Origin of the sequence: Ensifer sp. YR511 (assembly GCF_900103045.1) — a bacterium.
Lineage (GTDB): Bacteria > Pseudomonadota > Alphaproteobacteria > Rhizobiales > Rhizobiaceae > Ensifer > Ensifer adhaerens.
The window spans coordinates 91,466-117,813 of record NZ_FNGR01000013.1 but is presented as its reverse complement, the minus strand read 5'-3'; the positions used below and the strand labels follow the sequence as shown (position 1 = coordinate 117,813).

25 protein-coding genes are annotated in these 26,348 nt (G+C 63.3%); 17 read left to right on the top strand and 8 right to left on the bottom strand.

Going from position 1 to position 26,348, the window contains the following annotated elements; genetic code table 11:
• The first annotated feature begins 136 nt into the window (after positions 1 to 136).
• The 4 genes from BLU15_RS21720 (at position 137) to xylB (ending at position 5,619) form a co-directional block, all read left to right on the top strand.
• Complete coding sequence (locus tag BLU15_RS21720; RefSeq protein ID WP_089044924.1) at positions 137 to 1,726, top strand: DHA2 family efflux MFS transporter permease subunit; 1,590 nt, start codon at positions 137 to 139, stop codon at positions 1,724 to 1,726.
• Between the two features lie 89 nt (positions 1,727 to 1,815).
• On the top strand, positions 1,816 to 2,931 hold the full coding sequence (locus tag BLU15_RS21715; protein WP_090297998.1) for a metallophosphoesterase: 1,116 nt from the start codon (positions 1,816 to 1,818) through the stop codon (positions 2,929 to 2,931).
• Positions 2,932 to 3,076: 145 nt separating this feature from the next.
• Positions 3,077 to 4,114 carry a LacI family DNA-binding transcriptional regulator gene (locus BLU15_RS21710; protein WP_090297996.1) on the top strand — a complete coding sequence of 346 codons (1,038 nt, stop codon included), beginning with the start codon at positions 3,077 to 3,079 and terminating at the stop codon, positions 4,112 to 4,114.
• A 50-nt stretch (positions 4,115 to 4,164) separates the two neighbouring features.
• Positions 4,165 to 5,619 (top strand): xylulokinase, encoded by a 1,455-nt coding sequence (xylB, locus tag BLU15_RS21705; protein ID WP_090297993.1) that lies wholly within the window; start codon positions 4,165 to 4,167, stop codon positions 5,617 to 5,619.
• A gap of 35 nt (positions 5,620 to 5,654) precedes the next feature.
• Here the strand turns inward: xylB and BLU15_RS21700 are convergent, their stop codons facing one another.
• Positions 5,655 to 6,017, bottom strand: coding sequence for a nuclear transport factor 2 family protein (locus BLU15_RS21700; protein WP_090298098.1), 363 nt, complete (start codon positions 6,015 to 6,017; stop codon positions 5,655 to 5,657).
• 142 nt (positions 6,018 to 6,159) lie between these two features.
• Between BLU15_RS21700 and xylA the strand changes: the two genes are divergently transcribed.
• The 4 genes from xylA (at position 6,160) to BLU15_RS21680 (ending at position 11,806) form a co-directional block, all read left to right on the top strand.
• On the top strand, positions 6,160 to 7,470 hold the full coding sequence (xylA, locus tag BLU15_RS21695) for a xylose isomerase (protein WP_090297991.1): 1,311 nt from the start codon (positions 6,160 to 6,162) through the stop codon (positions 7,468 to 7,470).
• A 326-nt stretch (positions 7,471 to 7,796) separates the two neighbouring features.
• Entirely contained in the window at positions 7,797 to 8,849 is a 1,053-nt protein-coding gene (locus tag BLU15_RS21690) for a sugar phosphate isomerase/epimerase family protein (protein WP_034787015.1), read from the top strand.
• 261 nt (positions 8,850 to 9,110) lie between these two features.
• Positions 9,111 to 10,292, top strand: a complete 1,182-nt coding sequence (locus BLU15_RS21685) for a Gfo/Idh/MocA family protein (RefSeq protein ID WP_090297988.1) — start codon at positions 9,111 to 9,113, stop codon at positions 10,290 to 10,292.
• 146 nt (positions 10,293 to 10,438) lie between these two features.
• Positions 10,439 to 11,806 (top strand): GH1 family beta-glucosidase, encoded by a 1,368-nt coding sequence (locus BLU15_RS21680; RefSeq protein WP_034787007.1) that lies wholly within the window; start codon positions 10,439 to 10,441, stop codon positions 11,804 to 11,806.
• Between the two features lie 54 nt (positions 11,807 to 11,860).
• On the opposite strand, the gene BLU15_RS21675 is transcribed toward BLU15_RS21680, so the two are convergent.
• Positions 11,861 to 12,733 (bottom strand): NAD-dependent epimerase/dehydratase family protein, encoded by an 873-nt coding sequence (locus BLU15_RS21675; protein ID WP_090297985.1) that lies wholly within the window; start codon positions 12,731 to 12,733, stop codon positions 11,861 to 11,863.
• Positions 12,734 to 13,147: 414 nt separating this feature from the next.
• Between BLU15_RS21675 and BLU15_RS21670 the strand changes: the two genes are divergently transcribed.
• From BLU15_RS21670 to BLU15_RS21655, 4 genes are all read left to right on the top strand, one after another.
• Positions 13,148 to 14,230: a methionine ABC transporter ATP-binding protein gene (locus BLU15_RS21670; RefSeq protein WP_089044929.1), complete on the top strand. Its 1,083-nt coding sequence runs from the start codon at positions 13,148 to 13,150 to the stop codon at positions 14,228 to 14,230.
• Positions 14,220 to 14,885, top strand: coding sequence for a methionine ABC transporter permease (locus tag BLU15_RS21665; RefSeq protein ID WP_060604648.1), 666 nt, complete (start codon positions 14,220 to 14,222; stop codon positions 14,883 to 14,885). The genes BLU15_RS21670 and BLU15_RS21665 overlap by 11 nt, the downstream gene beginning before the upstream one ends.
• Positions 14,886 to 14,922: 37 nt before the next feature.
• Positions 14,923 to 15,699, top strand: coding sequence for a MetQ/NlpA family ABC transporter substrate-binding protein (locus BLU15_RS21660; protein WP_034786995.1), 777 nt, complete (start codon positions 14,923 to 14,925; stop codon positions 15,697 to 15,699).
• Positions 15,700 to 15,812: 113 nt separating this feature from the next.
• Positions 15,813 to 16,220, top strand: coding sequence for a GFA family protein (locus tag BLU15_RS21655; RefSeq protein ID WP_244546796.1), 408 nt, complete (start codon positions 15,813 to 15,815; stop codon positions 16,218 to 16,220).
• A gap of 263 nt (positions 16,221 to 16,483) precedes the next feature.
• Here BLU15_RS21655 and BLU15_RS21650 read toward each other — a convergent pair whose 3' ends face one another.
• From BLU15_RS21650 to BLU15_RS21640, 3 genes are all read right to left on the bottom strand, one after another.
• Positions 16,484 to 17,440: an oxygen-dependent tRNA uridine(34) hydroxylase TrhO gene (locus tag BLU15_RS21650; protein WP_090297982.1), complete on the bottom strand. Its 957-nt coding sequence runs from the start codon at positions 17,438 to 17,440 to the stop codon at positions 16,484 to 16,486.
• Positions 17,441 to 17,549: 109 nt separating this feature from the next.
• On the bottom strand, positions 17,550 to 18,458 hold the full coding sequence (locus BLU15_RS21645; RefSeq protein WP_034786985.1) for a CHAD domain-containing protein: 909 nt from the start codon (positions 18,456 to 18,458) through the stop codon (positions 17,550 to 17,552).
• On the bottom strand, positions 18,455 to 18,928 hold the full coding sequence (locus tag BLU15_RS21640; protein ID WP_034786982.1) for a CYTH domain-containing protein: 474 nt from the start codon (positions 18,926 to 18,928) through the stop codon (positions 18,455 to 18,457). Before BLU15_RS21640 ends, BLU15_RS21645 begins: the two co-directional genes overlap by 4 nt.
• 201 nt (positions 18,929 to 19,129) lie before the next feature.
• Between BLU15_RS21640 and BLU15_RS21635 the strand changes: the two genes are divergently transcribed.
• The 4 genes from BLU15_RS21635 to BLU15_RS21620 all read left to right on the top strand — a co-directional run bounded on the left by BLU15_RS21635 (position 19,130) and on the right by BLU15_RS21620 (position 21,753).
• Positions 19,130 to 19,768, top strand: coding sequence for a 2-dehydro-3-deoxy-phosphogluconate aldolase (locus BLU15_RS21635; RefSeq protein WP_034786978.1), 639 nt, complete (start codon positions 19,130 to 19,132; stop codon positions 19,766 to 19,768).
• A gap of 206 nt (positions 19,769 to 19,974) precedes the next feature.
• Positions 19,975 to 20,688 carry a tellurite resistance TerB family protein gene (locus tag BLU15_RS21630; RefSeq protein WP_034786977.1) on the top strand — a complete coding sequence of 238 codons (714 nt, stop codon included), beginning with the start codon at positions 19,975 to 19,977 and terminating at the stop codon, positions 20,686 to 20,688.
• 120 nt (positions 20,689 to 20,808) lie between these two features.
• Positions 20,809 to 21,504 carry a GNAT family N-acetyltransferase gene (locus BLU15_RS21625; RefSeq protein WP_060517647.1) on the top strand — a complete coding sequence of 232 codons (696 nt, stop codon included), beginning with the start codon at positions 20,809 to 20,811 and terminating at the stop codon, positions 21,502 to 21,504.
• Positions 21,505 to 21,546: 42 nt separating this feature from the next.
• Complete coding sequence (locus BLU15_RS21620; RefSeq protein ID WP_034786975.1) at positions 21,547 to 21,753, top strand: hypothetical protein; 207 nt, start codon at positions 21,547 to 21,549, stop codon at positions 21,751 to 21,753.
• 22 nt (positions 21,754 to 21,775) lie between these two features.
• Here BLU15_RS21620 and BLU15_RS21615 read toward each other — a convergent pair whose 3' ends face one another.
• The 3 genes from BLU15_RS21615 to BLU15_RS21605 form a co-directional block, all read right to left on the bottom strand.
• Positions 21,776 to 22,828, bottom strand: a complete 1,053-nt coding sequence (locus tag BLU15_RS21615; RefSeq protein ID WP_090297979.1) for a nickel/cobalt transporter — start codon at positions 22,826 to 22,828, stop codon at positions 21,776 to 21,778.
• Entirely contained in the window at positions 22,822 to 23,466 is a 645-nt protein-coding gene (locus BLU15_RS21610; RefSeq protein WP_034786971.1) for a DUF1007 family protein, read from the bottom strand. The genes BLU15_RS21615 and BLU15_RS21610 overlap by 7 nt, the downstream gene beginning before the upstream one ends.
• Before the next feature lie 101 nt (positions 23,467 to 23,567).
• Positions 23,568 to 24,461 (bottom strand): LysR family transcriptional regulator, encoded by an 894-nt coding sequence (locus tag BLU15_RS21605; protein WP_060517532.1) that lies wholly within the window; start codon positions 24,459 to 24,461, stop codon positions 23,568 to 23,570.
• A 695-nt stretch (positions 24,462 to 25,156) separates the two neighbouring features.
• Here BLU15_RS21605 and odc2 point away from each other — a divergent pair.
• A complete protein-coding gene (gene odc2 / locus BLU15_RS21600) occupies positions 25,157 to 26,296 on the top strand; it encodes an ornithine/lysine decarboxylase (protein WP_218686560.1) in 1,140 nt (379 codons plus the stop codon).
• Positions 26,297 to 26,348: the final 52 nt, after the last annotated feature.

The following is a 26,348-nucleotide window of genomic DNA, read 5'->3' as shown; positions in this document are numbered from 1 at the left end:
CCGGCGCGCCCTTGGGCGCGCCTTTTGTCGAGACCCCGGCGCTACGGAGCGCGGTGAAGTCCGGAACGCCGGCGCGGCGAAACGCGCATGTCCAGAACGCTGGCGCCCAAGCGCGCCCATGCAAGGAGTGGCTGAGATGGCCGCAACGGCAACAGCAGGCTCGGTGGCGGCCGCCGCACCGAAGGTCGAGGAACATATGGACCCGAAGAGGCTGATCGCCTTCTTCGCCATGGTCGTCGGCATGTTCATGGCCATCCTCGACATCCAGATCGTCTCGGCCTCGCTTGCCGAAATCCAGGCCGGCCTTTCGGCCGGTTCCGACGAGATCGGCTGGGTGCAGACCTCCTATCTCATTGCCGAAGTCATCATGATCCCGCTCTCGGGCACGCTGGCGCGCATCGTCTCGACGCGTGTGCTGTTCTCGGTTTCGGCGGCGGGCTTCACCGCGGCAAGCGCGCTTGCGGCGACCGCGACGAACATCGACCAGATGATCGTCTATCGCGCGATCCAGGGCTTCATCGGCGGCGGCATGATCCCGTCGGTCTTTGCGGCCGCCTTCACCATCTTCCCGCCGTCGAAGCGCAACATCGTCTCGCCGATCATCGGCCTGATCGCCACGCTTGCCCCGACCATCGGTCCGACGGTCGGCGGCTATCTCAGCCACGCCTTCTCCTGGCACTGGCTGTTCCTCGTCAACGTCATTCCCGGCATCATCGTTGCGACGCTCACCTGGACCTTCATCGACTTCGACAAGCCGGAGCTTGGCCTGTTCAAGAAGTTCGACTGGTGGGGTCTCGCCTCGATGGCGATCTTCCTCGGCGCGCTCGAATACGTGCTGGAAGAGGGTAACACCAACGACTGGTTCAACGACGAGCACATTGTCATCGGTGCCGTCGCTTCGGCGATTGCCGCCATCGTGTTCTTCTACCGCGCCTTCAAGGTGGAGTTCCCGGTCGTCGACCTCAGGGCCTTTGCCAACCGAAACTTCGCCTTCGGCTCGATGTTCTCCTTCGTCATGGGCATCGGCCTTTATGGTCTCACCTATCTCTATCCGCTCTATCTCGGCCGTATCCGCGGCTACGATTCGCTGATGATCGGCGAGACCATGTTCGTCTCGGGCCTTGCCATGTTCTTCACGGCGCCGGTCGCGGGTATTCTCTCGGGCAAGCTCGATCCGCGCGTGCTGATGACGATCGGCTTCACCAGCTTTGCCAGCGGCACCTGGATCATGGGGCACCTGACGGCCGACTGGGACTTCTACGAGCTGTTCATCCCGCAGATCCTGCGCGGCGTCGGGCTGATGCTGTGCATGGTGCCGATCAACAACATCGCGCTCGGCACCATGCCGCCGGCGCGCATGCGCGGCGCCTCGGGCCTGTTCAACCTGACCCGTAACCTCGGCGGCGCGGTGGGGCTTGCGGTTATCAACACGATCCTGACCCAGCGCCAGGACTTCCACTATGCCCGCCTTGCCGAGCATATCCAGTGGGGTAACCCCGAAGCCATGGAACGCTTCAACAACATGGCCGCCAACTTCAACGCCCATGGTCTCGACGGCACGACGATCGCGATCAAGCAGCTTGCGGGCATGGCGCAGAAGCAGGCGATCATCCTGTCCTTCGGCGACATTTTCATGCTGCTGACGGTGCTGTTCCTGTCGCTGATCCTTGGCGTCATGATGATCAAGAAGCCCGAGGGCGTCGGCCCTAGCGGCGGCGGTCACTAGCTCCCCCTCTTAAGCAGGACGCGACTCTCGATTTACGCGAGCCGCGCCTTGCGGCACACTTCTGTCCCAAGTGTGAGAGGGGGAGCGGCATGCGGCGATCGGGTTCTGACGGCATATCCAGGCGATCATTCGTTGCGGGCCTTGCCGGTCTCGGGGCAGCGCTTGCTGCCTCCCGAAGCCGCGCCGCAGTCCCGGCCATCGACGCGACATTCCTGTTTTCCAACGATATCCATGCCTGCCTCGTTTCAATCGAAGGGCTTGCTCCCAACTGCGCGGCCGAAGGCAAGACGGACGCAAATCTGCTGCGCCACGTCGCGGCGCTGAATGCCGTGCACGCCATGCGCTGGCCGGAGACGGTTGCCGGCAAGCCGAGCGGGCTTGCACGCGCCGGGCGAGAGATCGGCAAGCCGCTCGGCCTGGTGCTCGGCGGCGATCTCACCGATGACGGCGGCGGCCAGGTGCGCCAGCCGCGCGAGGGGCGGCAGTTGCAGCAATTCTCAAGTCGCTACCAGGAAGGGGCGGGACCCGACCACGTCCACATGCCCGTCTATGTCGGCCTCGGCAACCACGACCTCGACCAGGATGGGCCCCCGCCGCATGTCGACTGGTATCGCCGCGAACTGCGCGACTATGTCGAGCTCAACCACCGCCAGTCGGTGTTCTACAAGCCTCCGGTGCCGGTCACCAACTACGATCCGCTGTCGGATTGCTACTCCTGGGACTGGGGCGGGCTGCATCTGGTGCAGTTGCAGCGCTTCGGCGGCGACGAGACCAAGGGTGCGGTCAATGCGCTGCCCTGGCTGAAACAGGATCTGGCGTCCTATGCCGCCGACGGCCGGCCGGTGATCCTCTTCCAGCACTATGGCTGGGACGCCTTTTCGACGGAGGTCTGGGATGCGAAGGCCATGACTTTCGACGACGAAGGCGACGGCGCTCCGCATTGGTGGAGCATCCCTCAGCGCCAGGCGCTGCTCGACACCGTCAAAGGCAGCAACGTCATAGGCCTGTTCCACGGGCATCAGCACGAAACCGCAATGATCTACCGCCAGGGCGGGCTCGATCTCATCAAGCCGAAGGCCGCTTACATGGGCGGCTTTGGCGTCGTGCGCGTTACCGATGGCTTCATGGACGTGGCGCTGGCGGAGGCTGGACAGAGCCATGGCGAGGTTGTCTTTACCGATACCTTCAGCAAGCGCCTTTCCTAGGTCGAAAACTCTATCTGAATCAAATATTTAAGGTGTCTAATCCCCTGTCTCCGGACAGCCGCGCGGCGCTCCGTTTTCCACGTCTTGCGGATTTTTGATTTACGTACATCAGAAATTCCTCTAAAGGCAGAACCCGGAGGAAAACATGCGCCCGACAGTTCACGATATCGCTGCTAGAGCCGGGGTCAGCCTCGCGACCGTCGACCGGGTTCTGAACAACCGGCCGGGCGTGCGTGGTGTCACCCGCGACAAGGTCGAGCGCGCCATCGAAGCGCTCGGCTATGTGCGCGACGTCGCCGCCGCCAACCTCGCCAAGAGCCGGATCTACCCGCTGGTCTTCATCCTGCCGGAGGGCGACAACACCTTCATGCGCGGTCTTGCGGCCGAGGTGGAGGCGGCGAAGGCGCGCTCGGCAGTCGAGCGCACGGCGATCACGGTCTTGTCCGTGCCGGCCTTCGACCCGGAAGCGTTAGCTGCAGCGCTTCATAAAGCGCGGGCGCTTGACCCGGCCGGCGTCGCGGTCGTTGCGATCGATGCGCCCGAGGTCGTCAGTGCGGTAGATGCGCTGCGTGAAGACGGCGTCGCCGTCGTGACGTTGGTTTCCGACCTGCCGGGGTCGTCGCGCGATCATTTCGCCGGTGTCGACAACGTTGCCGCCGGCCGGACCGCCGGCACCCTGATGGGGCGTTTCCTCGGTGGCCGAAACGGCCCGGTGGCGATCGTAGCCGGCTCGATGCTGGTGCGCGACCATCGCGACCGTCTCGAAGGTTTTGGCGCGGCCATGGCAGAAAGTGCGCCTGGCCGCCGGCTGCTGCCCGTCGTCGAAGGCCATGACGATCCGGCCGAGGTCGATCGCCTCGTCTCCAACCTTCTCGCCGATCAACCGGAGCTTGCCGGCATCTACAGTCTCGGCGCCGGCAATCGCGGCCTGATCGCGGCACTGGAAAAGGCAGGTCGCGAAAAGGCTGTCTGCGCCATCGCCCATGAACTGACGCCGCACAGCCGCGCGGCACTTCTTTCCGGCACGCTCGACGCTCTCCTCAATCAGGACGGCGGCCATGAGGTGCGCAGCGCCATCCGGGTGCTGAAGGCCCGCGCCGACGGCCTTTCGGTGATCGGGGCGCAGGAGCGCATCCGCATCGAAATTTTCCTGAAGGACAACCTGCCGGTCGATCCGGCGTAGCGCTTTGAATTTACGCAGTTCTTTCGAAGGATTGCTCAATGGAGGCAAGCATGTATCTCGGACTGGATCTCGGCACTTCGGGCGTCAAGTCAATGTTGATCGATGGCGGCCAGCGCATCGTCGGTTCCGCCTCCGGCGCGCTCGACGTCTCGCGGCCGCATCCCGGCTGGTCGGAACAGGACCCGGCCGATTGGGTGCGCGCCACCGAAGAGGCAATTGCCGGGCTGAAGGCGGCACACCCGGCGGAGCTTTCGGCGGTGCGCGGTATCGGCCTTTCCGGCCAGATGCACGGTGCGACGCTGCTTGATGCCGACGACCGGGTGCTTCGGCCCTGCATCCTCTGGAACGACACCCGCAGCTTCCGAGAGGCGGCAGCGCTCGATGCGGACCCGCAGTTCCGCGCCATCACCGGCAACATCGTCTTCCCCGGCTTCACCGCACCGAAGCTTGCCTGGGCGCGGGCCAACGAGCCCGACATCTTCGCCAAGGTGCGCTGGGTGCTGCTGCCGAAGGATTATCTGCGCCTGTGGCTGACCGGCGAGCACATGTCGGAAATGTCCGACAGCGCCGGCACTGCCTGGCTCGATACCGGCAAGCGGCAGTGGTCGGAAAGCCTGCTTGCCGCCACCGACATGGACGAAAAGCAGATGCCGAGCCTGGTCGAGGGAACCGATGCGGCCGGGAAGCTGCGTTCGGAACTGGCCGCGCGCTGGGGCATTTCCGGTGACGTCGTGGTTGCCGGCGGTGCAGGCGACAATGCGGCTTCTGCCTGTGGCATGGGCACGGTCGGCGAGGGCAATGCCTTCGTCTCGCTCGGTACCTCGGGTGTTCTCTTCGCGGCGAATGCAAGCTACTTACCCAACCCGGAAAGCGCCGTGCATGCCTTCTGCCACGCGCTGCCGAATACCTGGCACCAGATGGGCGTGATCCTGTCTGCGACCGATGCGTTGAACTGGTACTCCGGCATCGCCGGCCGCAGTGCTGCCGACCTGAGCGCCGAACTCGGCGATCATCTGAAGGCGCCTTCGGGCGTCACGTTCCTTCCCTATCTGTCGGGCGAGCGCACGCCGCACAATGACGCGGCGATCCGTGGCGCCTTTGTCGGGCTTGGCCATGAGAGCGGCCGGGTGGTGCTGACCCAGGCGGTGATGGAGGGCGTGTCCTTCGCCATTCGCGACAGCCTGGAAGCCTTGCGCGCCGCCGGCACGACGCTTTCTCGGGTGACGGCGATCGGTGGTGGTTCGCGCTCGCGCTACTGGCTCAAATCGATCGCCACGGCGCTCAACCTGCCGGTCGACCTGCCCGCCGACGGCGATTTCGGCGCTGCCTTCGGGGCGGCCCGCCTCGGCCTCATCGCCGCGACCGGTGCCGATCCCGTTGTCAGCTGCTACGCCCCACAGACGGCCGAGACCATTGCGCCGGAGGCGTCGCTGGTTTCGGCCTATGAGGCGAGCTACCAGCGCTACCGTCGGCTCTATCCGGCGATCAAGGGCGCCGTGTCGTGATACGGCGCCCCCTGTCTCGATCCGCCGCCGCGTGCTCAGCGGGCCGGAACCTTGTCGAGGAAACCGGTGACCGTCTTCAGGCGACCATCTTCGATCTGGCAGACATCGGTGCCTTCGATGACAGAGGGAACGCCGTCCGGACCGAGTGCCCAGGAAAAGCGGATCGTGTCGGCGTAACCGTCGGCGGCACCCTTCAGCGTGAAGCGGAAGCCGGGAAACTGTCCGTGCACGCCGGCAATGAGCGCATCCACGCCGGCATGGCCGTCGCCCTGCATGATCGGGTCGCGATAGGCGACGTCGGCGGTGAAGGCCTTCTCGATCTGGCCGGCGCGGCTTGCGGCGTCGGTCGTGTTCCAGGCGGCGATGTAGGCTCTGGCGATGGCGTTGAAGTCGTGCATCGAAGTGTTCCTTTCGTTTGGCGTTTCGATGCTTCCGGTATCGCCGGACGAGGGAATGAAACCAATTACCTTCCACGTAATGGCCGCGCCTATCGCATGCGCGACGCCGGCCGACACCACTCTTGAAAGAGGAGCAAGACCCGTGAGCACTGGCTTTTTCGGCGATATCGCCAAGATAAAATATGAAGGACCGGATAGCGCCAACCCGCTCGCCTTCCGCCATTACAACAAGGACGAGGTCGTGCTCGGCAAGCGCATGGAAGATCACCTGCGCTTCGCGGTTGCCTACTGGCACACCTTCGTCTGGCCGGGCGGCGACCCCTTCGGCGGACAGACCTTCGAACGTCCCTGGTTCAAGGATGACATGGCTGCGGCCAAGCTGAAGGCCGACGTCGCCTTCGAATTCTTCGACCTGCTCGGCGTCCCGTTCTATTGCTTCCACGATGCCGACGTGCGCCCGGAAGGCAAAAGCTTCGTCGAGAACACGAAGAACCTCAACGAGATTGTCGACTACTTCGAAAAGAAGCAGGCCGAGACCGGCGTCAACCTGCTCTGGGGCACGGCGAACCTCTTCTCCAACCGGCGCTACATGTCGGGTGCGGCGACCAATCCGGATCCGGATGTCTTCGCGTTCGCAGCCGCGACGGTGAAAACCTGCCTTGACGCCACCAAGCGCCTCGGTGGCCAGAACTACGTGCTCTGGGGCGGTCGTGAAGGCTACGAGACGCTGCTCAACACCGACATGAAGCGCGAGCTCGACCAGCTCGGCCGTTTCGTCAACCTCGTCGTCGAATACAAGCACAAGATCGGCTTCAAGGGCGCGATCCTGATCGAGCCGAAGCCACAGGAACCGACCAAGCACCAGTACGACTACGACGTCGCGACGGTCTACGGCTTCCTGAAGAACTACGGCCTGGAAAACGAGGTGAAGGTCAATATCGAGCAGGGCCATGCGATCCTCGCCGGCCACTCCTTCGAGCACGAGCTGGCGCTTGCCAACGCGCTCGGCATCTTCGGCTCGATCGACATGAACCGCAACGACTACCAGTCCGGCTGGGATACCGACCAGTTCCCGAACAACGTGCCGGAAATGGCGCTCGCCTATTACCAGGTTCTTTCAGGTGGCGGCTTTGCGACCGGCGGCACGAACTTCGACGCCAAGCTGCGTCGCCAGTCGATCGATCCGGAGGACCTGCTGATCGGCCATATCGGCGGCATGGATTGTTGCGCGCGTGGCCTGAAGGCAGCGGCAAAAATGATCGAGGACAAGGCGCTCTCCGCACCGCTCGAAGGCCGCTATGCCGGCTGGCAGGTGCCGGAAGCCAAGAAGATGCTCGACGGCGGCTTCTCGCTGGAAGAGATCGAGGCCTGGGTGCTGAAGTCGGACCTCAACCCGCAGCCGAAGTCCGGCAAGCAGGAGCTGCTCGAAAACGTCGTCAACCGCTACGTCTGAGCGGAGATGGATATCGAAAGGGCGCCTCGAAAGCGCCCTTTCTCTTCGTCGACGCGCACGGGAGGCGATCGTTGATGTCGCGGATTTCTGCAGCGAGGGCGTGCCGTGGCTGGTCTAATGCCGTGTGCAATGAAATCGATTACAAAACTTTTCGGAATCCGGTCGTGCGCTGTTGCCCCTCGCTGAAAATCTGCTAGCTTCGGCGCCTGCAACGTTTCAGATCCGGCAGTTCTGGGAGAAAACAAAGGCGTGCAATCGCCTTTCATGCCGGCTGTCAGGACAAGGCCAACACCAATTTCGGCCGTTCCATCGGGAGGAAAATCAGCATGAAGACCATCAAGGGGCCAGGGCTCTTTCTTGCGCAATTCGCCGGCGATGCCGCGCCGTTCAATTCCTGGGATGCGATCACCAAATGGGCGGCCGATTGCGGCTACAAGGGCGTGCAGGTGCCGAGCTGGGACGCGCGGCTGATCGATCTGAAAAAGGCGGCGACCTCGAAAGCCTATTGCGACGAGTTCGCCGGCACGGCGCGCGACAATGGCGTCGAGGTAACCGAGCTTTCGACCCATCTGCAGGGTCAGCTCGTCGCCGTGCATCCGGCCTATGATGAAGCCTTCGAGGGGTTTGCAGCACCCGAGGTGCGCGGCAATCCCAAAGCACGCCAGGCCTGGGCGGTGGAACAGGTGAAGCTGGCGCTGACGGCCTCGAAGAACCTCGGCCTCAACGCCATGGCAAGCTTCTCCGGCGCGCTCGCCTGGCCTTTCGTCTATCCCTGGCCGCAGCGGCCGGCCGGTCTCGTCGAGACCGCCTTCGATGAACTGGCGAAGCGCTGGAAGCCGATCCTCGACCATGCCGAGGATTGTGGCGTCGACGTCTGCTACGAGATCCATCCGGGCGAGGATCTGCACGACGGCATCACCTACGAGATGTTCCTGGAGCGCACCGGCAACCATGCCCGCGCCTGCATGCTCTACGACCCTTCGCACTACGTGCTGCAGTGCCTCGACTATCTCGACAATATCGACATCTACAAGGACCGCATCCGCATGTTCCACGTCAAGGACGCGGAGTTCAACCCGACCGGGCGCCAGGGCGTCTACGGCGGCTACCAGGGTTGGGTCAACCGCGCCGGCCGCTTCCGCTCGCCCGGCGACGGCCAGGTGGATTTCGGTGCGGTGTTCTCGAAGATGGCCGCCAACGATTTCGCCGGCTGGGCGGTGGTCGAGTGGGAATGCGCGCTGAAACATCCGGAGGATGGGGCACGCGAGGGTGCCGATTTCGTCAAGCATCACATCATCCGCGTGACCGAGAAGGCGTTCGACGACTTTGCCGGGGCTGGCACGGACGAGGCGGCCAACCGGCGCATGCTCGGTATCTGAGGCAGGTAGGACCTGAGGGTGCGACTGCCCGCTCTCCTCGGGTTAACCCGAGGATTAGCCCTCTTCCCGCAGGCGGGGAGAGGGGACGTGGATTGCCGCTGACCACGGGCTATCGTGGCTGCTGTTGCTGCGGTTTCGCAAGCGGGTGCGGCATGAGCCCTTCTCCCCGCGTGCGGGGATGAAGGCGCCGGCGGGCGGATGAGGGGCATCCGTTGCGCCAGGAAACGAGCAAACAACACGGAACGAACAGGGGAGAAGATCATGGCAATCGAAGGAACGAGCGAGAAGCGCGAGCGTCGCATCCGGCTCGGCATGGTGGGCGGCGGCTCCGGCGCATTCATCGGCGCGGTGCATCGCATCGCAGCCCGTCTCGACGATCACTATGAGCTGGTGGCCGGCGCGCTGTCGTCGACGCCGGAAAAGGCGGAAAGCTCAGGCCGAGAGCTCGGGCTCGATCCGTCGCGGGTCTATTCCGACTTCAAGCAGATGGCGATCCGCGAGGCGAAGCTGAAGGATGGCATCGAGGCGGTGGCGATCGTCACGCCAAACCATGTGCACTACGCTGCGGCCAAGGAATTCCTGAAGCGCGGCATCCACGTGATCTGCGACAAGCCGCTGACTTCGACGCTTGGCGACGCGAAGAAGCTGAAGAAAGCGGCGGACGAGAGCGATGCGCTGTTCGTGCTGACGCACAATTACACCGGCTATCCGATGGTACGGCAGGCGCGCGAGATGGTCGCCAATGGCGAGATCGGTGCGGTGCGGCTGGTGCAGATGGAGTACCCGCAGGACTGGCTCACCGAAAACATCGAGCAGTCGGGCCAGAAGCAGGCGGCCTGGCGCACCGATCCGGCGCGCTCGGGTGCCGGCGGCTCGACGGGTGATATCGGCACGCACGCCTATAATCTCGGCGCCTTCGTCTCCGGCCTCGAACTCGAAGAACTCGCTGCCGATCTCGACAGCTTCGTTGGCGGCCGCCAGCTCGACGACAATGCCCATGTGATGATGCGCTTCAAGGCGAAGGACGGCGAGCGCGCCAAGGGGCTGCTCTGGTGCAGCCAGGTGGCGCCCGGCCACGAGAACGGCCTGATGGTGCGCGTCTACGGCACCAAGGGCGGGCTTGAATGGACGCAGAAGGACCCGAACTATCTCTGGTACACGCCGTTCGGTGAGCCGAAGCGCCTGCTCACTCGCGCCGGCGCCGGGGCGGGTGCGGCCGCAAACCGCGTCAGCCGTATTCCGTCGGGCCATCCGGAAGGTTACCTGGAAGGCTTCGCCAACATCTACGCGGAGGCGGCGCGCGCCATCTTTGCCAAGCGCAAGGGCGAGAAGATCGATCCGGCCGTCACTTACCCGACCATCGACGATGGCATGAAGGGCATGGTCTTCGTCGACGCCTGCGTACAGTCATCCAAACGAAATGGGGCGTGGGTAAAGGTATAGCCGCAGGCCAATACCGGCGGAAGGGCGGGGCTTTCCCGCCCTTTTTCGCGAGTTGACATTTGCCGGCATGGATTTAGGTCGGCCCGCTACAAACCGAAAACCAAGGTCCCGCTGGCAGCGGGGCCGGAACGAGACGAGACAAAGAGATGACCGATCCCAAGATCCTGGCAGAGCGCTTCCCGGGCGATTTCGTATTCGGGGTGGCGACCGCCTCCTTCCAGATCGAAGGCGCGACCAAAGCTGACGGGCGCAAGCCGTCGATCTGGGATGCCTTTTCGAACATGCCGGGCCGTGTCTTCGGGCGTCACAACGGCGATGTCGCCTGCGATCACTACAATAGGCTCGACGAGGATCTGGACCTGATCAAAAGCCTCGGCGTCGATGCCTATCGGTTTTCCGTTGCCTGGCCGCGGATCATTCCTGAAGGCACCGGCCCGATCAACGAAAAAGGTCTCGATTTCTACGACCGCCTCGTCGACGGCCTGAAGGCGCGTAACATCAAGGCCTTCGCCACGCTTTACCATTGGGACCTGCCGCTGGCGCTGATGGGCGATGGCGGCTGGACGGCCCGCACGACGGCCTATGCCTTCCAGCGCTACGCCAAGACCGTGATCGCCCGCCTCGGCGACCGGCTCGACGCGGTCGCGACCTTCAACGAGCCCTGGTGCTCGGTGTGGCTTAGCCACCTCTATGGCATCCATGCGCCGGGCGAGCGCAACATGGACGCAGCCCTGCATGCGCTGCACTTTACCAATCTGGCGCACGGGCTCGGCGTCGACGCCATCCGCTCCGAGCGGCCGAACTTGCCTACGGGCATCGTCATCAATGCGCATTCGGTCTACCCGGGCAGCGACAGCGCGGCCGACAGGAAAGCCGCCGATCGCGCCTTCGACTTCCACAATGGCGTCTTCTTCGGCCCGATCTTCAAGGGGGAGTACCCCGAAAGCTTCATGAGTGCGCTCGGCCATCGCATGCCCGCGATCGAAGACGGCGACATGGAGACGATCTCCCGGCCGCTCGACTGGTGGGGGCTCAACTACTACACGCCGATGCGGGTCAGTGCCGATCCGGCCAAGGGCGCAGAATATCCGGCAACCATCAATGCCAAGCCGGTGAGCCAGACAAAGACGGATATCGGTTGGGAGGTTTACGCTCCGGCGCTCGGCAGCCTGGTCAAGACGCTGAACGCGACCTACCAGCTGCCCGACTGCTACATCACCGAGAACGGCGCCTGCTACAACATGGGTGTCGAGAACGGCATTGTCGACGACCAGCCGCGGCTCGACTATATCGCCGACCACTTGTCGGTGACGGCGGATCTAATCGCCGAGGGTTATCCGATGCGCGGCTATTTCGCCTGGAGCCTGATGGACAATTTCGAATGGGCCGAAGGTTACAAGATGCGTTTCGGCATCGTCCATGTCGACTACGACACCCAGGTCCGCACCATCAAGAAGAGCGGTGAGTGGTACCAGGCTCTGGCCGAACAGTTCCCGAAGGGCAACCACATCTGACGCTCAAGCGGGCGGGCTCACCCGCCCGCAACGCTTCCGTGCGGCTCGGTCAATTCACCGCCGGACCGGCAGGACTTCCAGGCTCTGCCGGTCGAGCTGGGCCAGCACTTCCTTGAAACCGTAGCGCGGCTTCCAGTCGAGCTTTTCGATCGCAGCACTCGGGTCATACACCCGGTCGATGGTCGCGGGCAGCGGCCAGTCGCGATCGGCAAAGGCCTGCGACAGTTTTGGCGCACGCTCACGCAGGAGCCCTGCGGCATCCTCCGCCAGCCGGCGGCAATCCGTTGGAAGGAACGGCGTTTCGCCCGAGATGATGTAGCGCTGAAAAGCCGGGCCGCCATTGTCGAGTGCTGCCACATGCGCGGCAGCCACGTCGCGCGCATCGATGCCGCGGTGCAGGCGGTAGCTTGCGATACGATCGGCGACCTCCGGGAAACAGCGCGACATGCGCAGCACCCGCACATGCAAAGCACGATCCGCCGCGTTTTCGAGCAGAGCTTCGGCCGCAAGCTTGGTGTGGTGGTAGATGGTGTGCGGCTTCGGCGGCGTCTCCTCGGTGATCCAGGCGCAGCCGCCTTCCGTGACCGCATGACCATAAAGTGCCGTCGTGCTGGTAAAGACGATGCGGCCGACGCCGGCGGCCTGGGCCGCGGCAATCACCAGATGGGTGCCCATCACATTGACGCGCTCGAACTCCTGGTCGGCGACGGCGTCTACATGTGGCGCGTGCAGGGCCGCCGTATGGATGACGGCGTCCGCCCCTTCCATCGCGCGCTCCAGCAGTTCGCCATCGACGAGATCGCCGACGATGGCCGTCGTGCCGAAGGGCGCGCGATCGATGCCGATGACGTCATGGTCGGCGGCGGCGAGCGCGTTGTAGATCGCTCTGCCGATGCGGCCGGAACTTCCGGTCAAGACGATGCGCATTTCTCACCTCATATTCCTGTTCCTGCCCGTTAGCATGAAATGCGGTCGGACACAGTCCGCCCGAACAAGGATTTCCAAGATGGCGATTTGCGGGATGACGGCGCGTTGCGAAGCAAAAGAGCATGGTTTTGCCGTTGCTTGGCAAATTCGGAAAAATCATGCCTGTGAAAGGGCATGGCAATTCTCCATAAGAGCCGTAGATTATGTCGCATGCGGGCCATGCGGCAGCAAAGTTGAACTGACTGGTTGCTTGATGTTAGAGAAGTGCTCCCTGTTCCGAATGCGTTGTCGAATGTCGGCCTGACCAGACGCGCGTTCCATCCCGGCCAGGCCCGGGATCATGAGTTTTGAACATCCGAGAGCACTTATGTACCCGCACATTCCGACTGCGCCTCATTCGGGGAATTCCGAACGATGAGCGTTTCCGCCCAAAACGCCGCGCCATCGGCTGACGCGGCCGTCGTCTTCGACGGCGTTTCCAAGCATTTCCCCGCGTCCGGCACCAGCGGCGCCTTCACTGCGCTCGACAAGGTCTCGCTGACCGTCGACCGTGGTTCGATCACCGGCATCATCGGCCGCTCCGGCGCTGGCAAGTCGACGCTGATCCGACTGGTCAACGGGCTCGAAAAGCCGACGGGCGGCAAGGTGCTGGTTGACGGCGTCGATGTCGGCGGGCTCGACGAGGCGGCGCTGCGCAGCCTTCGCCGCTCCGTCGGCATGATCTTCCAGCACTTCAACCTGCTGTCCTCGCGCACTGTGTTCGGAAACGTCGCGCTGCCGCTCGAAATATCCGGCATGGACAAGCGCGCGATCGAACAGCGCGTTCGACCGCTGCTCGATCTCGTCGGTCTCGCCGACAAGCACGGGCGCTATCCGGCCGAACTTTCGGGCGGCCAGAAGCAGCGCATCGGCATCGCCCGCGCGCTTGCGACCGAGCCGAAGCTCCTTCTCTCCGACGAGGCGACCTCGGCGCTCGATCCGGAAACGACCCAGTCGATCCTGGAGCTTTTGAAGCGCATCAATGCCGATCTCGGCCTGACGGTGCTGCTCATCACCCACGAGATGGAAGTGGTGAAGGCGGTGACCTCAGACGTCGCCGTCATCGATCATGGCCGCATCGTCGAGCGTGGCCACACCTTCGACGTCTTCACCCATCCGAAGCACGAGACGACGCGGGCGCTGCTCTCGGGGCTGCCGGGGTCGAAGCTTCCAGACGCGGTCGCCCGCGCCCTGAAGTCTGCACCCGCGGCCGGCGATCGCGCCGTCGTGCGGCTCACCTTCTTCGGGGCTGCGGCCGAGAAGCCGCTGATCTCGCAGCTGATCAAGTCTGTCGGCGCCGAGGTCAACATCATCGCCGGCACGATCGACGAGATCGGCGGCGCGCCCTATGGCTCGCTGGTCGTCGCCTATGGCGCGGATGCCGAGACGTCCGGCCGCGCCGAACGCTTCTTTGTCGAAAACGGTCTGGTCACGGAGGTGCTCGGTTATGTCGCCTGATATTCTCCTGCGCATCGGCGGGGCCACCGTCGACACGATCTATATGGTCGCCATCGCCGGCCTGATCGGCTCGCTGATCGGCGGGCCAATCGGCATCTTCCTCGCCACCAGCGGCAAGGGTGAACTCTTCCCGGCGCCGACGCTCAACCGCTTCATCGGGCTGATCGTGAACGCCACGCGCTCGACGCCGTTCATCATCCTCGTCGTCGCCATCATTCCGTTTACCCGACTGCTCACCGGCACCTCCATCGGTACGAAGGCTGCGATTGTGCCCTTGACGATTGCCACCATTCCCTTTGTCGCACGGCTGGTGGAAGCGGCGATCCGCGAAATCGACAAGGGGCTGATCGAGGCGGCGCGCGCCATGGGCGCGACCCCGATGCAGATCGTCTTCAAGGTGCTGCTCGCCGAAGCGCGGCCCGCGCTGACCCTGGCGCTCACCATGACCGCCGTCAGCCTCATCGGCTATTCGGCGATGGTCGGTGCCGTCGGCGGCGGCGGGCTCGGCGACCTTGGCATCCGCTACGGCTACCAGCGCTTCATGCCCGACGTGATGCTCGTCGTCGTCATCGTGCTGATCGTGCTGGTGCAGCTCGTCCAGAGCGCCGGCGACGGGCTGGCGCGGCGTTTCGACAAGAAAAACCGCAAGACCTGATTTCCTCCCAAGACTGAACGTGAACAAGGAGACGACCATGAAGAAGCTTATCATCGCGGCAGCGATTGCCGCTCTTTCCGCCGGCACGGCACTCGCCGAAACCATCAAGGTCGGCGTCACGCCGGGCGAACACGCCCAGATCATGGAGAAGGTGAAGGAAATCGCAGCTCCCAAGGGCCTCGATATCGAGATCCTCGAATTCTCCGACTATGTCGTCCCGAACCAGGCTCTGGCTGACGGCGACCTCAACGCCAACTCGTTCCAACACCAGCCCTATCTCGACAACCAGATCGCCGATCGTGGTTTCGACATCGTCAGCGTCGGCACCACCATCACCACCCCGATGGGCGTCTATTCGCAGAAGGTGAAGAGCCTCGACGAGCTCAAGGACGGCGCCACGATCGCCATCCCGAACGACCCGACCAATGGCGGCCGCGCGCTGCTGGTTCTGGCGTCGAAGGGCCTGATCAAGGTCAAGGAAGAAGTGGGCCTCAAGGTCACGCCGGCCGACATCACCGAGAACCCGAAGAACATCACGTTTGCCGAGCTTGACGCTGCCCAGTTGCCGCGCTCGCTGCAGGACGTCGATGCCGCCGTCATCAACACCAACTACGCGATGGAAGCCGGCCTGCACCCGAAAAAGGACGCGATCGCGATCGAAGGCGAGAAGTCGCCCTACGCCAACGTGATTGCCGTGCGCAAGGCCGACAAGGATGCTCCGTGGGTGAAGACCCTGGTCGAATCCTACCACGACGAAAAGGTGAAGGCCTTCATCAACGACACCTTCAAAGGCGCGCTGATCCCGAGCTGGTAAGCGTCTCTAGTAAAGAGAAACATGGACCGCGCGCTGCAACTTGCGGCGCGCGGTTTTTCTTCGACCGCATGGCTTGCTTGGCTATCCTCCTGGCACTTCGAGGAGGACGAACCATGAGCGTCTTGAAAGGCGGATGTCTCTGCGGTGCAATCCGGTATGAGCTGAACCGTGAGCCGCTTTTTTCCGGTTTCTGCCATTGCCGCGATTGCCAGCGCACGACAGGCACCGGTCATTGCTGTTACATGATCTTCGAGCGGGCCGATGTGACGATGTCGGGAACCGGCCGCGGTTACGAGACGCGCGCTGAAAACGGCAATCCTTCGATCCGCTATTTTTGCGAAACCTGCGGCAGCCAGGTTTATGGCTCCGGCCCGCCGGACGATCCGCGTGTGTCGATCTATGCCGGCACGCTCGACGACCCGTCGGTATTTCGACCGACAAACGCCATTTTCACCCGCAGCCGCCATGAATGGGACCGCAGTGCATTGGCACTTGAGGAATGCGAGGCGTTGCCGGGCTGACTGCGTTCGCGAGTGAAACCGCCGCTCACCCCAACCCTCTCCCCGCAAGCGGGGCGAGGGGACGTGCCACGCTGGGGCGCCGCGGAACGCAGCTCTCGGTACCCGGGGAACTGCGTGCAAGTCGCAGCCGCAAGCTGGAGTTAGCGATGTCGGCTGGGGCGGTGCCACAAGTCCCTTCGCCCCGCTGCGGGGAGAAGGTGCCGGCAGGCGGATGAGGGGTGCTTCCCGCTCGCACGAGCGACGGGCGGATGCCCAAGCGTATGTCAGCTACCGAGGTGGCGCTCGCCGCGCTTCTTGGCAAGTTCGATCTGCCGCTGGCGCTGGCGGTAGCGTTCGCGGTCCTCGTCGGTGCGGACCTCGTGGCAATGGATGCAGGAGACGCCGTCCTCGTGGTGCGGTGAAGCCAAGTCCGCCTTGGTCAGCGGCTGGCGGCAGGCGTGGCAGAGCGTGTGCTCGCCTTCCTCGAGGCCATGGGTGACGGAGACGCGATCGTCGAAGACGAAGCAGGCGCCTTCCCAGAGGCTTTCTTCCTGGGGCACTTCCTCGAGATATTTCAGGATGCCGCCCTTGAGGTGGTACACCTCATCAAAGCCCTGCTCTTTCATGAAGGCGGTCGCCTTCTCGCAACGGATGCCGCCGGTGCAGTACATGGCGATCTTCGGCTTGTTGTGCAGGCCGGTGTTGTTGCGCACCCAATCGGGAAATTCGCGGAAAGTTTTGGTGTTCGGATCGACCGCGCCCTTGAAGATGCCGATTGCGGTTTCGTAGTCGTTGCGCGTATCGATGACGATCGTCTCGGGATCGGAGATCAGTGCATTCCAATCCTTCGGATCGACATAGGTGCCGACGATCTTGTTGGGGTCGATATCCTCGACGCCCATGGTGACGATTTCCTTCTTCAACCGCACCTTCATGCGCAGGAACGGCATGGACGATGCACGGCTTTCCTTGTGCTCCAGTGCGCCGAATTCGGGCTGCGCGCGCAGGAACGAGAGCACCGCGGCGATGCCGGCATAGGTGCCGGCGATCGTGCCGTTGATGCCTTCATGCGCCAGAAGCAGCGTTCCCTTGACGCCGTTTTCGTCGCAGACGGCCTGCAGCGGTTCGCGAAAATCGGCGAAACGCGGGAAGCGTGCGAAATGATAGAGCGCGGCCACCAGAAACTGGCCATGCGTCTCACCATGGGGCTCAGGGCGCGGGATCGTGAAAATGTCGGTCATGGCCCGTGCAAATACAGCTTTCGCGCCGCAAGCGCAATCGCGGCGGGGCCCAGGGGCACTCTGTCGCGGCGCGGACAGTCGGTCCGCCCGCCGAAATTTCGCCGAAACATCAGCGCGCGGCGTCGAGCCAGAGCAACCGGATCGTTCGGCTTTCGTCGTCCGGTTCCTCCTGGAAGACCTCGGCGGCGAGATCAAGAGCGTGCTTGCGCAAGCTTCCCTGTCGGTCGATGACGGCCGCGATGAGGTGGGCCTGATCCTGACTGTTACCGGCAAGCCCCGGATCCTCGTTGATCAACTGGGTCATGACCGCGAGATCGTTGAGGTGCCCGAGCGTGTCGACCAGCGCTTTAGCCTCGGCGCGCTTGGCCTGCAGGGCGGAAGGCCAGACCGCGTGCATCAGGCCGAGATGCATGCGGTAGTCCTGCGCCCGCTTTCGCAGCTCGTGGAACGCCGGGGCTTCCGAAGTCTCGCTGCATGCCTGCCGGGCGCGCTTGGCCCGCCTCAGAGTGCGCCGCCATCCCTTCGTCAGCCGGTCTGCGGTCTTGCGGCGTCGATCGTCGAATGTCACTTGGCTGAGGGCCTGCAGTGCCTGCTCGCAGCGCACGATGGTGGCTGCCACGCGGTCCTCGATATCGGTCGCGCTTGCCGTGATGCGGTCCCGGCGTGTCGTCAGCCGCTCGCAGACATGGGCGAGCGCCCGTTCTTCCTCCTCGTTGCAAGCGGCTGCCTTGAGGTAATGGGCGTTCTCGACCAGTGCGGCCGCGTCCCGAACGGTTGAGAGGTTGCGGGCCATGTCGCGGATGCGCGCATTTTCGTGCTTCTGAAAAAGCGGCACGTCCGCTGCGACGAGACGGTACAGCGAGCGCAGGCGCTTGAAGTTCTTGCGGGCGTCGTGGATCGCCTCGTGCACCCCGTCAGGCCGATCCTCGAGCTTCATCACCGCCTGTGTGAGCTGTTCGGCGGCGATCGTGCGGAAGTCTTCGGAAAAAGGCCGTCCAGGTTCGAAGGCGTAAGTCATGGTTGCGGTTCCGTCAGTCCTTCCGTGGCGAGGGACTGGTTGGAGTAGCGGCGATCGCCCGTGATTTCCTGCCCGACCCAATCGGGCAGCGCCGGCATGTCGGTCTCGCGCTTCATCTCGACTTCCGCAACGACGAGGCCTTTGAGCGCGCCTCCATAGACGTCGACTTCCCAGGTGAACCCCTTGTGCGGCACCCGGTAGCGCCTCTTCTCGATGACGATCCCGACCGCCTGGGTCAGCATCTCGCGGGCATCGTCCATCGGCAGGTCGTACTCGTATTCGTTTCTGACCAGTGCCGACTTGCCGATCTTGATGGTCAGCCGCGCCCATTTGTCGCCGTGGATGCGCACGCGCAGCGAGCGGTCGTCCATGGTCACGACATAGGCCTGCCTGAGGTCAATGCCCTTGTCCGCACGCTCTCGCCACCCATCGGAAGCGACGAGAAACTTGCGCTCTATTTCCTTCGCCATGGAAAATCCGCCATTTCGAGGGCCCGCGGCCTTCAACCTATCGCTTTCACGCAAAGGCTCAAGTCATCTCTTTGTCGCAAGTTGCATATTACCGTTGCCTTACATGCGAAAGCCGCGCTCCCGCCGCCTTGGGTCTCGACAACCGGTGGCAGGGGGAGTATGCGGAGGGCATATTCAATCGTTTTAAAAAGGACGATCGGCATGAGCGCGAAATCCGACAGGCTTCTTTCAACCCTCAAACTGGCGCCGGTTGTTCCGGTGCTGGTGATCGACGACGTGGCGACCGCCGTTCCCCTGGCGCGCGCGCTCGTTGCCGGCGGGTTGAAGGCGATCGAGATCACGTTGCGCACGCCGGCCGCACTCGAAGCGATCCGCGCCGTTGCCAACGAAGTCGAAGGCGCTGTTGCTGGCGCCGGTACGATCCTCAACGCCGCCCAGTTCGAAGCCGCGGTCGAAGCCGGCTCGAAGTTCATCGTCAGCCCCGGCACGACGCAGGAACTGATCGATGTGGCCAACGACCACGAGGTGCCGCTGCTGCCAGGTGCGGCGACGGCGAGCGAAGTCATGGGTCTGCGTGAAGAAGGCTACGACGTCATGAAGTTCTTCCCGGCCGAGCAGGCCGGCGGCGCCGCCTACCTCAAGTCGCTGTCCTCGCCGCTTGCCGGCACGCTCTTCTGCCCGACGGGCGGCATTTCCCTTGCCAATGCGCGCGACTATCTGACGCTGCCCAACGTCGTTTGTGTCGGCGGCTCCTGGGTTGCGCCGAAGGAACTGGTTGCCAAGGGCGACTGGGCCGGCATCACCAAGCTTGCGGCAGAAGCCTTCGTGCTCAAGGGCTGAGCGGCAAGCAACGCCTTCCGTTTTTTGAAAGGCCGGGTGGAGAGCCCGGCCTTTTTCTTTGGCTGTACGGCGTCGCTCGCCTCTGGCGCGAATTTGTATTTTCCCTGCAACGTTCCTATGTCTCAATCCATTCAGCGACGGGCGCGCGGGCGGCGCACCCTTGAGCTCGCCTTCAACCGCCCGGAACCGACAAGGAGCGAAACCCGATGTTCGACGCGAAGAAATTGCTGGATCAGTTTCTGGGATCGCAGGTGCCCGGTGCCGGCGGCACGGTGCGCGATCGCGCGACCCAGGCGACGCAGCTTGCCAAGGACAATCCACTGGCGAGCGGCGCCATTGCCGCTGTTCTGCTCGGCACCAAGTCGGGTCGCCAGCTGGCCGGCAACGCCGCCGTGCTTGGCGGTCTCGCGGCGATCGCCGGTCTCGGCTACCAAGCCTACAAGAATTATCAGGCCGGCAATACGCCGGGCGGTGCAACGGTTGCCAAGGGCGAGCCGGAACTTCTGCCGCCGCCGGCCGATTCCGGCTTCGCCTCTGCTCCCGAAGCCGTCAGCCATGATTTTGCGCTGACCCTCGTGCGCGCAATGATCGCCGCTTCGCGTGCCGACGGCCATATCGACGAGGCCGAGCGCCAGCACATCATGGACAAGCTGTCGGTCTCGGGCCTTTCGGCCGATGCCGCGGCCTTCCTCGAAGGCGAGCTTGCCAACCCGGTCGATATCGACGCGATCGTCGGCGCGGCAAAGACCGAAGAGGAGCGCGTGGAGATCTACACCGCGTCGCGCCTGACGATCGAGCCGGAAACCCGTGCGGAGCGCGGCTATCTCGACCTGCTCGCCGGACGCCTCGGACTTCCCGACGCGCTGGTCGATCACATCGAGGCGACGGTCTCGGCCGCCAAGGTGCCGGCCACCGCGTAGGATACCGTTCGGGGGGCATGGTTTCATCACCGGTTCGAACAGGGTTCATCACCAGTTTGAATTTGTGTCGGCCGCCACTCTGGCCTATGCCGAAGGGCAGGGATGAAGGAGGAGCGGCCGATGCAGGATCTGAAGAACTGGAAAGGGTGCCCGGCGCCGAAGGGCGTCGCGCTCGAAGGGCGTTTCGTCAAGCTCGAGGCCTATGAGCGCGACCGGCATCTGCAGGACCTCTGGGACGGCCTCGGCGGTATGGCGATCAACCCGCTGCTCAAATACTTCACGCAGCCGGATTTTAGGGATATCGACGCTTTCGATGCCTGGCTGACGGCGGCGCAGGAGAAATCCGGCTGGGTTACAGAGGTCTTCCGCGACAAGGCGACCGGCATTGTCGTCGGCATGGCCAATTACATGCGTGCCGATCCCGCCAACGGCGTCGTCGAAGTCGGCTCCGTGGCACACGGCGCCGCCATGGCCCGCTCGCCGCTCTCGACCGAAGTGCATTACCTGATGGCGAAGCACGCCTTCGAGGATCTCGGCTATCGCCGCTACGAGTGGAAATGCCATAGCGAGAACATGGCGAGCCGCAAGACCGCCGCCCGGCTCGGTTTTACCTTCGAGGGCATCTTCCGCCAGCACATGATATCCAAGGGCGGCAACCGTGATACGGCCTGGTTTTCGATGATCGACAGCGAATGGCCGCTGCTCAATGCCGCATTCGAAACCTGGCTTGCAGCTGATAATTTCGATGAAGACGGTCGCCAGAAGCGGCGGCTTGAAGATATACGTTCGGATCTGGAGCGGCAGGCGTCGAAATAGGCGCAGGCTGCTTAAGCCGCAGCAGACAACAACAGGGAAGTCATGCAGAACAAGGAAAAGTCACCGGCGATCGCCGCTGCGATCATTCTCGTCGTCGCCGGTCTCGGCTTCTTCGTTCTGCCGTCGATCATGCTCAAGCTCGGCGATATCTCGCCCTGGCTTGCTGCCGCCTTCGGCGTGATCTTCGTGCTCGGCTTCTTCCTGCTCTTCTGGCTGCGAGCCCGCTACCAGCGCAAGCGCGGGCTCTGACGGCCCGATCAGGCCGCGTGCGTCAGCTCTGCAAAGCCGCGCCGAGCAGCGCCAATCCCAGCAACAGAACCAGGGCAGCGCCGGCGATCTCGATGCCGTTCGAGATCCGGGCAGCCGCCGCGCCGTTTGCCGCATAGCGCAGCGCAACGCCCTTTGCGGTGACGGCCATGGTCGCAAGGATTGAGACGGTGATCGCCGTACCGATCGACATGGCGAAGACCGAAAGCACGCCGCCGAGGTAAAGCCCGTTCAGGAGTGCGAAGGACAGCACGATGAGTGCGCCGGAGCACGGGCGCAGGCCGACGGCGATGACTGCCGACCAAGCTTCGCGGAGCGCAAAACGATCCCCTTTCAGCATCGACGGGTCGGGCGCATGCGCATGGCCACAGCTCGAGCAGACCTCGCCCGGGCCATGGCTGTGCCCGTGGTGATCATGATGGTGGCTATGATGATGATCGTGATGATCATGATGGTGATCGTCCGCGAGCTGGACGTGCCCGCCGCCGGCAACGGAAGCCAAGGCAACCGGACGCAGCATCGACCGTAGCTTGCGCAGGAGAAGCCAGCCGCCGAAGGCGGCGATCAGCGCGTAACTTGCGATCTCCAGCCAGCGCGTGGCGCTGGTCATGCTGATCGAGGTACCGCGCAGGATGAGGTAAACGGCGCCGATCAGGAGGATCGCGACCACGCCCTGCAGCAGCGAGGACAGGAAGGAGAGCAGCACGCCGCGCTTCAGTTCCGTCTCGTTGGCGATCATGTAGGACGAGATCACCGCCTTGCCGTGACCGGGGCCGGCGGCATGCAACACGCCATAGGTGAAGGACAGGCCGACCAGCGACCAGAGCTGCCAGGGGTTCTCACGCATCCCCTTCAGCGCATTGGTCATCAGCCGGTAGAAGCCCTGCTGCTCCATGTTGATCCAGGCGAAGAAGCCGCCGAGAAAACCGGTCGTCTTGAACGCGGGCTCGGCCGTGCCGATGCCGAGGGGCGACTGCGCCGCGGCGATTGTTGCAGAAAGCGCCGTGACGACGAGCGCGGCCGTGACCAGACGTGCGATCCCGCGGGTGTTCAGCATGTGATCTCGATCCTGGTTGCAAACAGCTTCGACATGTCGGTGCCCGTCGGGTCGCTCCAGAAGGCGTCGGTCAAGGTGTCCTTGTTCTCGGCGAGAACTTCGTCGGGATCAGGGCGGACGACCTTGTGCTCACAGGCATTGATCTTGTCGCCGACGACGGTCAGGTCATCGTCGGTGGCGAAGTCCATGGCCGTATACATCGTTGGATCGTAGACGCCGAAGGAGAGCTTGCCCTTGAGCGGCATCGGCTCGGCCGGCTTGACCGCGAACATCATCAGCAATTGCCCGTCCTTGTAGTCGACGGTGATGTGATCCGGCTTGTTGACCTTGATGGTTTTGCCGTTGTCGAGGATCGTCGTGTAATAATTGTACTCGGACAGGGACTCCATCACCGTCTGCCCGACTTCGGCCAATTCATCTGGATCGAGCGTCGCGTTCGAGTTCTTGTCGAAATCGAGCACCACGCTGGAGGAGAACAGTTCGTCGAAGCGCCAGACGTTCCTGAGTTCGCTGATCTCGTCCTTGTCGTCGGAGACGACCTCGAGGCGCGCTTCCGCAAAGATGTGCGGGTGGGCAAAGGCCAGCGACGGGGCAGCCAGGGTGGCAAGGCCGGCCATGACGAGGCGTTTGGTTCTCATGTGGCGGCAATCCTTTCGGCTGGAGCGATCGCTCCGCGATTCGTTTCCGGGAATGTACCGGAAATGGGACGGAATTGGGACTTTGAGGTGCCGGCGCCCGATCACCGTGGCTTGCGAAACCAGGCGTGCAGGAAGTCGACGAGGGTTCTGACCTTGGCCGGGAGGTAGCGGCGATGCGGATAGATCGCATAGATGCCGCGGTCGCGGGGGAGGAAATCGTCGAACAGCGTCACGAGTTCGCCGGTAGCGATTTTCGGGCGGGCGATGAAGTCCGGGATGATCGATACGCCGAGGCCGGAGACGGTGGCTCTGAGGGCTGCAAGCGGGCTGTTGACCTCGATCGGGCCGCTGACGGGCACGGTGAAGGCCGAACCATCGGGCTCGACGAAGCGCCAGTTGGAATAGGAGCGGCCATTGGTATCGAGAATGCAGGGCAGCTTGGAAAGGTCCGTCGGGTGAGCGATGGGGCCAGATTTTTCCAGGAATTCCGGGGCAGCGCAGATCAGCACCTGGAAATCGTCGAGCTTGCGGGCGATCAGCGTCGAATCTTCGAGCCGGGTGATGCGGATGGCGACGTCGAAGCCTTCCTCGACCAGATCGACGAAACGGTCGTCGGAGATAATTTCGAGCGAGAGTTCGGGATGCTGCTTGCCGAAATCGACCAGCGACTGGCCGATGTCGGCATCGACGAAGGTGCGCGGCGCGGTGATGCGCAGCCGTCCCTTCAGGTCGGAGTTGTTGGCGCGCACGAGATCGGCGAGATTGTCGATCTCCTTCAGGATTTCCGACGCGGTGCGATAGTAGGTGTGGCCAGCCTCGGTCAGCGAGAACTGCCGTGTCGTGCGGTTGAGGAGCAGCGCACCGAGTTCATCCTCGAGCTCGCGCACATATTTCGAAAGCAGCGCCTTCGACTTGCCGACACGCCTTGCGGCGGCCGAGAACCCCTCGGCGTCCACGACATCGATAAAGGCGCGGATGCGGGTGAGTGTGTCCATGACGATCTTTCTTTCGTGCTCTCAATCGTGCTTCGCCGATTCGCCGGCGAAGGCCTCTTTCCGCGTCGATAATGCAGACGGCAGATTGTCCGTCGCTTGCGTCATTGCGCCGGGTTCTGCCTTCAGTGCCTGTTCTTATAAATAACAGTCTTCTTTCAATGCTTTAGCGTTGTGGACGATCTGGCGCCAAGCGTTCAAAATTTGTGAACATCGACAGTTTTGCCCGGCTGGAAAAAAATTCAACCGCGGTTGTGAAAAAACTCTTGATTACGACGGGCTTTTTTCTTACCTACGCCCTTGCCCAAAGTCGCACGTGCCTGTGGGTGTCCGCCGACCCTCGATTAGGTGAGGGTATCGGTAAGGTACCTGGAACTAACCCCTCCAGTCGCTATTCCGGCCAACCGGGAAATGCGAGGACATCTTGAAGCAACGACGGTGCGGGCCTTTCTGGTGTCTGCCGGCTTTCCAACAGCCGGGGTTACTGAAGAGGCACACCTTCATTGCCGGAAGTGCGGTTGGGTTATTCCCTCCAATCCATGGCAGACAAAGCCGAATTGAAGCCTAGGCGGGCTTTGATTCACCGTTCGCGCATCGAGCGCATGCATGGTTCCGGGGTCTCCACCGGCTGGTTCCAGAGCATGTGCGCGTATGCCCTTTGTCCTCCGCGAAAGCGGGGCATCTTGGATCAGGGGAATATGGCCATGACCACGGCTCGCATCATCGACTTCATCAACACCCGACGACCGGAAGGCCCGTGCCTTGTTGTCGACCTCGACGTCGTGCGCAACAATTTCAAGGCTTTCCGCCATGCAATGCCGGACAGCTCGATCTATTATGCGGTCAAGGCAAACCCGGCGCCGGAAATCCTGCGCCTGCTCGCCGGTATGGGCTCCTCCTTCGATTGCGCGTCCGTCGCCGAAATCGAAATGGCGCTCGACGCCGGTGCGACCGCGAGCCGCGTCTCCTATGGCAACACCATCAAGAAGGAGCGCGACATTGCCCGCGCCCACGCGCTTGGGGTCAACCTGTTCGCGGTCGACAGCCACGAAGAAGTGGAGAAGGTTGCCCGCGCAGCCCCCGGCGCCCGCGTGTTCTGCCGCGTCCTGACTGATGGTGAAGGCGCCGAATGGCCGCTGTCGCGCAAGTTCGGCTGCGTCCCGCAGATGGCCGTCGACGTGCTCGTCTACGCCCACCAGCATGGCCTCGTTTCCTACGGCGTCTCGTTCCATGTCGGTTCGCAGATGACGAAGCTGGATGCCTGGGATCAGGCCCTTGCCGATGCCAAGCGCGTCTTCGTGCAACTGGCCAAGCAGGGCATCGAGCTCAAGATGGTCAATATGGGCGGTGGCTTCCCGACGAAGTACCTGAAGGACGTGCCGACGGCGGAAGCCTACGGCCAGGCGATCTTCGGCGCGCTGAAGAAGCACTTCGGCAACCACATCCCGGAAACGATCATCGAGCCCGGTCGCGGCATGGTCGGCAACGCCGGCGTGATCAAGGCGGAAGTCGTTCTCGTCTCGAAGAAGTCGGACAACGACGCCCATCGCTGGGTGTTCCTCGACATCGGCAAGTTCGGCGGACTCGCCGAAACCATGGACGAAGCGATCCGCTACCCGATCCGTACGGCGCGCGATGGCGACGAAATGGAGCCTTGCGTGCTCGCCGGCCCGACCTGCGATTCGGCCGACGTGCTCTATGAGAAGAACATGTATCCGCTGCCGATCACCCTTTCGATCGGCGACGAGGTTCTGATCGAAGGTACCGGCGCCTATACGACGACCTACTCGGCCGTCGCCTTCAACGGCTTCGAGCCGCTGAAGGCCTATGTGATCTGATCCGGCCTGCTCCCGTCCTCGGGCGGGAGCGCCACTTCACAATTTTCGTTCG

Coding starts and splice junctions, on each gene's coding strand:
- BLU15_RS21720 (WP_089044924.1), top strand. CDS start 137: ATGGCCGCAACGGCAACAGCAGGCTCGGTGGCGGCCGCCGCACCGAAG.
- BLU15_RS21715 (WP_090297998.1), top strand. CDS start 1,816: ATGCGGCGATCGGGTTCTGACGGCATATCCAGGCGATCATTCGTTGCG.
- BLU15_RS21710 (WP_090297996.1), top strand. CDS start 3,077: ATGCGCCCGACAGTTCACGATATCGCTGCTAGAGCCGGGGTCAGCCTC.
- xylB (WP_090297993.1), top strand. CDS start 4,165: ATGTATCTCGGACTGGATCTCGGCACTTCGGGCGTCAAGTCAATGTTG.
- BLU15_RS21700 (WP_090298098.1), bottom strand. CDS start 6,017: ATGCACGACTTCAACGCCATCGCCAGAGCCTACATCGCCGCCTGGAAC.
- BLU15_RS21690 (WP_034787015.1), top strand. CDS start 7,797: ATGAAGACCATCAAGGGGCCAGGGCTCTTTCTTGCGCAATTCGCCGGC.
- BLU15_RS21685 (WP_090297988.1), top strand. CDS start 9,111: ATGGCAATCGAAGGAACGAGCGAGAAGCGCGAGCGTCGCATCCGGCTC.
- BLU15_RS21680 (WP_034787007.1), top strand. CDS start 10,439: ATGACCGATCCCAAGATCCTGGCAGAGCGCTTCCCGGGCGATTTCGTA.
- BLU15_RS21675 (WP_090297985.1), bottom strand. CDS start 12,733: ATGCGCATCGTCTTGACCGGAAGTTCCGGCCGCATCGGCAGAGCGATC.
- BLU15_RS21670 (WP_089044929.1), top strand. CDS start 13,148: ATGAGCGTTTCCGCCCAAAACGCCGCGCCATCGGCTGACGCGGCCGTC.
- BLU15_RS21665 (WP_060604648.1), top strand. CDS start 14,220: ATGTCGCCTGATATTCTCCTGCGCATCGGCGGGGCCACCGTCGACACG.
- BLU15_RS21660 (WP_034786995.1), top strand. CDS start 14,923: ATGAAGAAGCTTATCATCGCGGCAGCGATTGCCGCTCTTTCCGCCGGC.
- BLU15_RS21655 (WP_244546796.1), top strand. CDS start 15,813: ATGAGCGTCTTGAAAGGCGGATGTCTCTGCGGTGCAATCCGGTATGAG.
- BLU15_RS21650 (WP_090297982.1), bottom strand. CDS start 17,440: ATGACCGACATTTTCACGATCCCGCGCCCTGAGCCCCATGGTGAGACG.
- BLU15_RS21645 (WP_034786985.1), bottom strand. CDS start 18,458: ATGACTTACGCCTTCGAACCTGGACGGCCTTTTTCCGAAGACTTCCGC.
- BLU15_RS21640 (WP_034786982.1), bottom strand. CDS start 18,928: ATGGCGAAGGAAATAGAGCGCAAGTTTCTCGTCGCTTCCGATGGGTGG.
- BLU15_RS21635 (WP_034786978.1), top strand. CDS start 19,130: ATGAGCGCGAAATCCGACAGGCTTCTTTCAACCCTCAAACTGGCGCCG.
- BLU15_RS21630 (WP_034786977.1), top strand. CDS start 19,975: ATGTTCGACGCGAAGAAATTGCTGGATCAGTTTCTGGGATCGCAGGTG.
- BLU15_RS21625 (WP_060517647.1), top strand. CDS start 20,809: ATGCAGGATCTGAAGAACTGGAAAGGGTGCCCGGCGCCGAAGGGCGTC.
- BLU15_RS21620 (WP_034786975.1), top strand. CDS start 21,547: ATGCAGAACAAGGAAAAGTCACCGGCGATCGCCGCTGCGATCATTCTC.
- BLU15_RS21615 (WP_090297979.1), bottom strand. CDS start 22,828: ATGCTGAACACCCGCGGGATCGCACGTCTGGTCACGGCCGCGCTCGTC.
- BLU15_RS21610 (WP_034786971.1), bottom strand. CDS start 23,466: ATGAGAACCAAACGCCTCGTCATGGCCGGCCTTGCCACCCTGGCTGCC.
- BLU15_RS21605 (WP_060517532.1), bottom strand. CDS start 24,461: ATGGACACACTCACCCGCATCCGCGCCTTTATCGATGTCGTGGACGCC.
- odc2 (WP_218686560.1), top strand. CDS start 25,157: ATGGCCATGACCACGGCTCGCATCATCGACTTCATCAACACCCGACGA.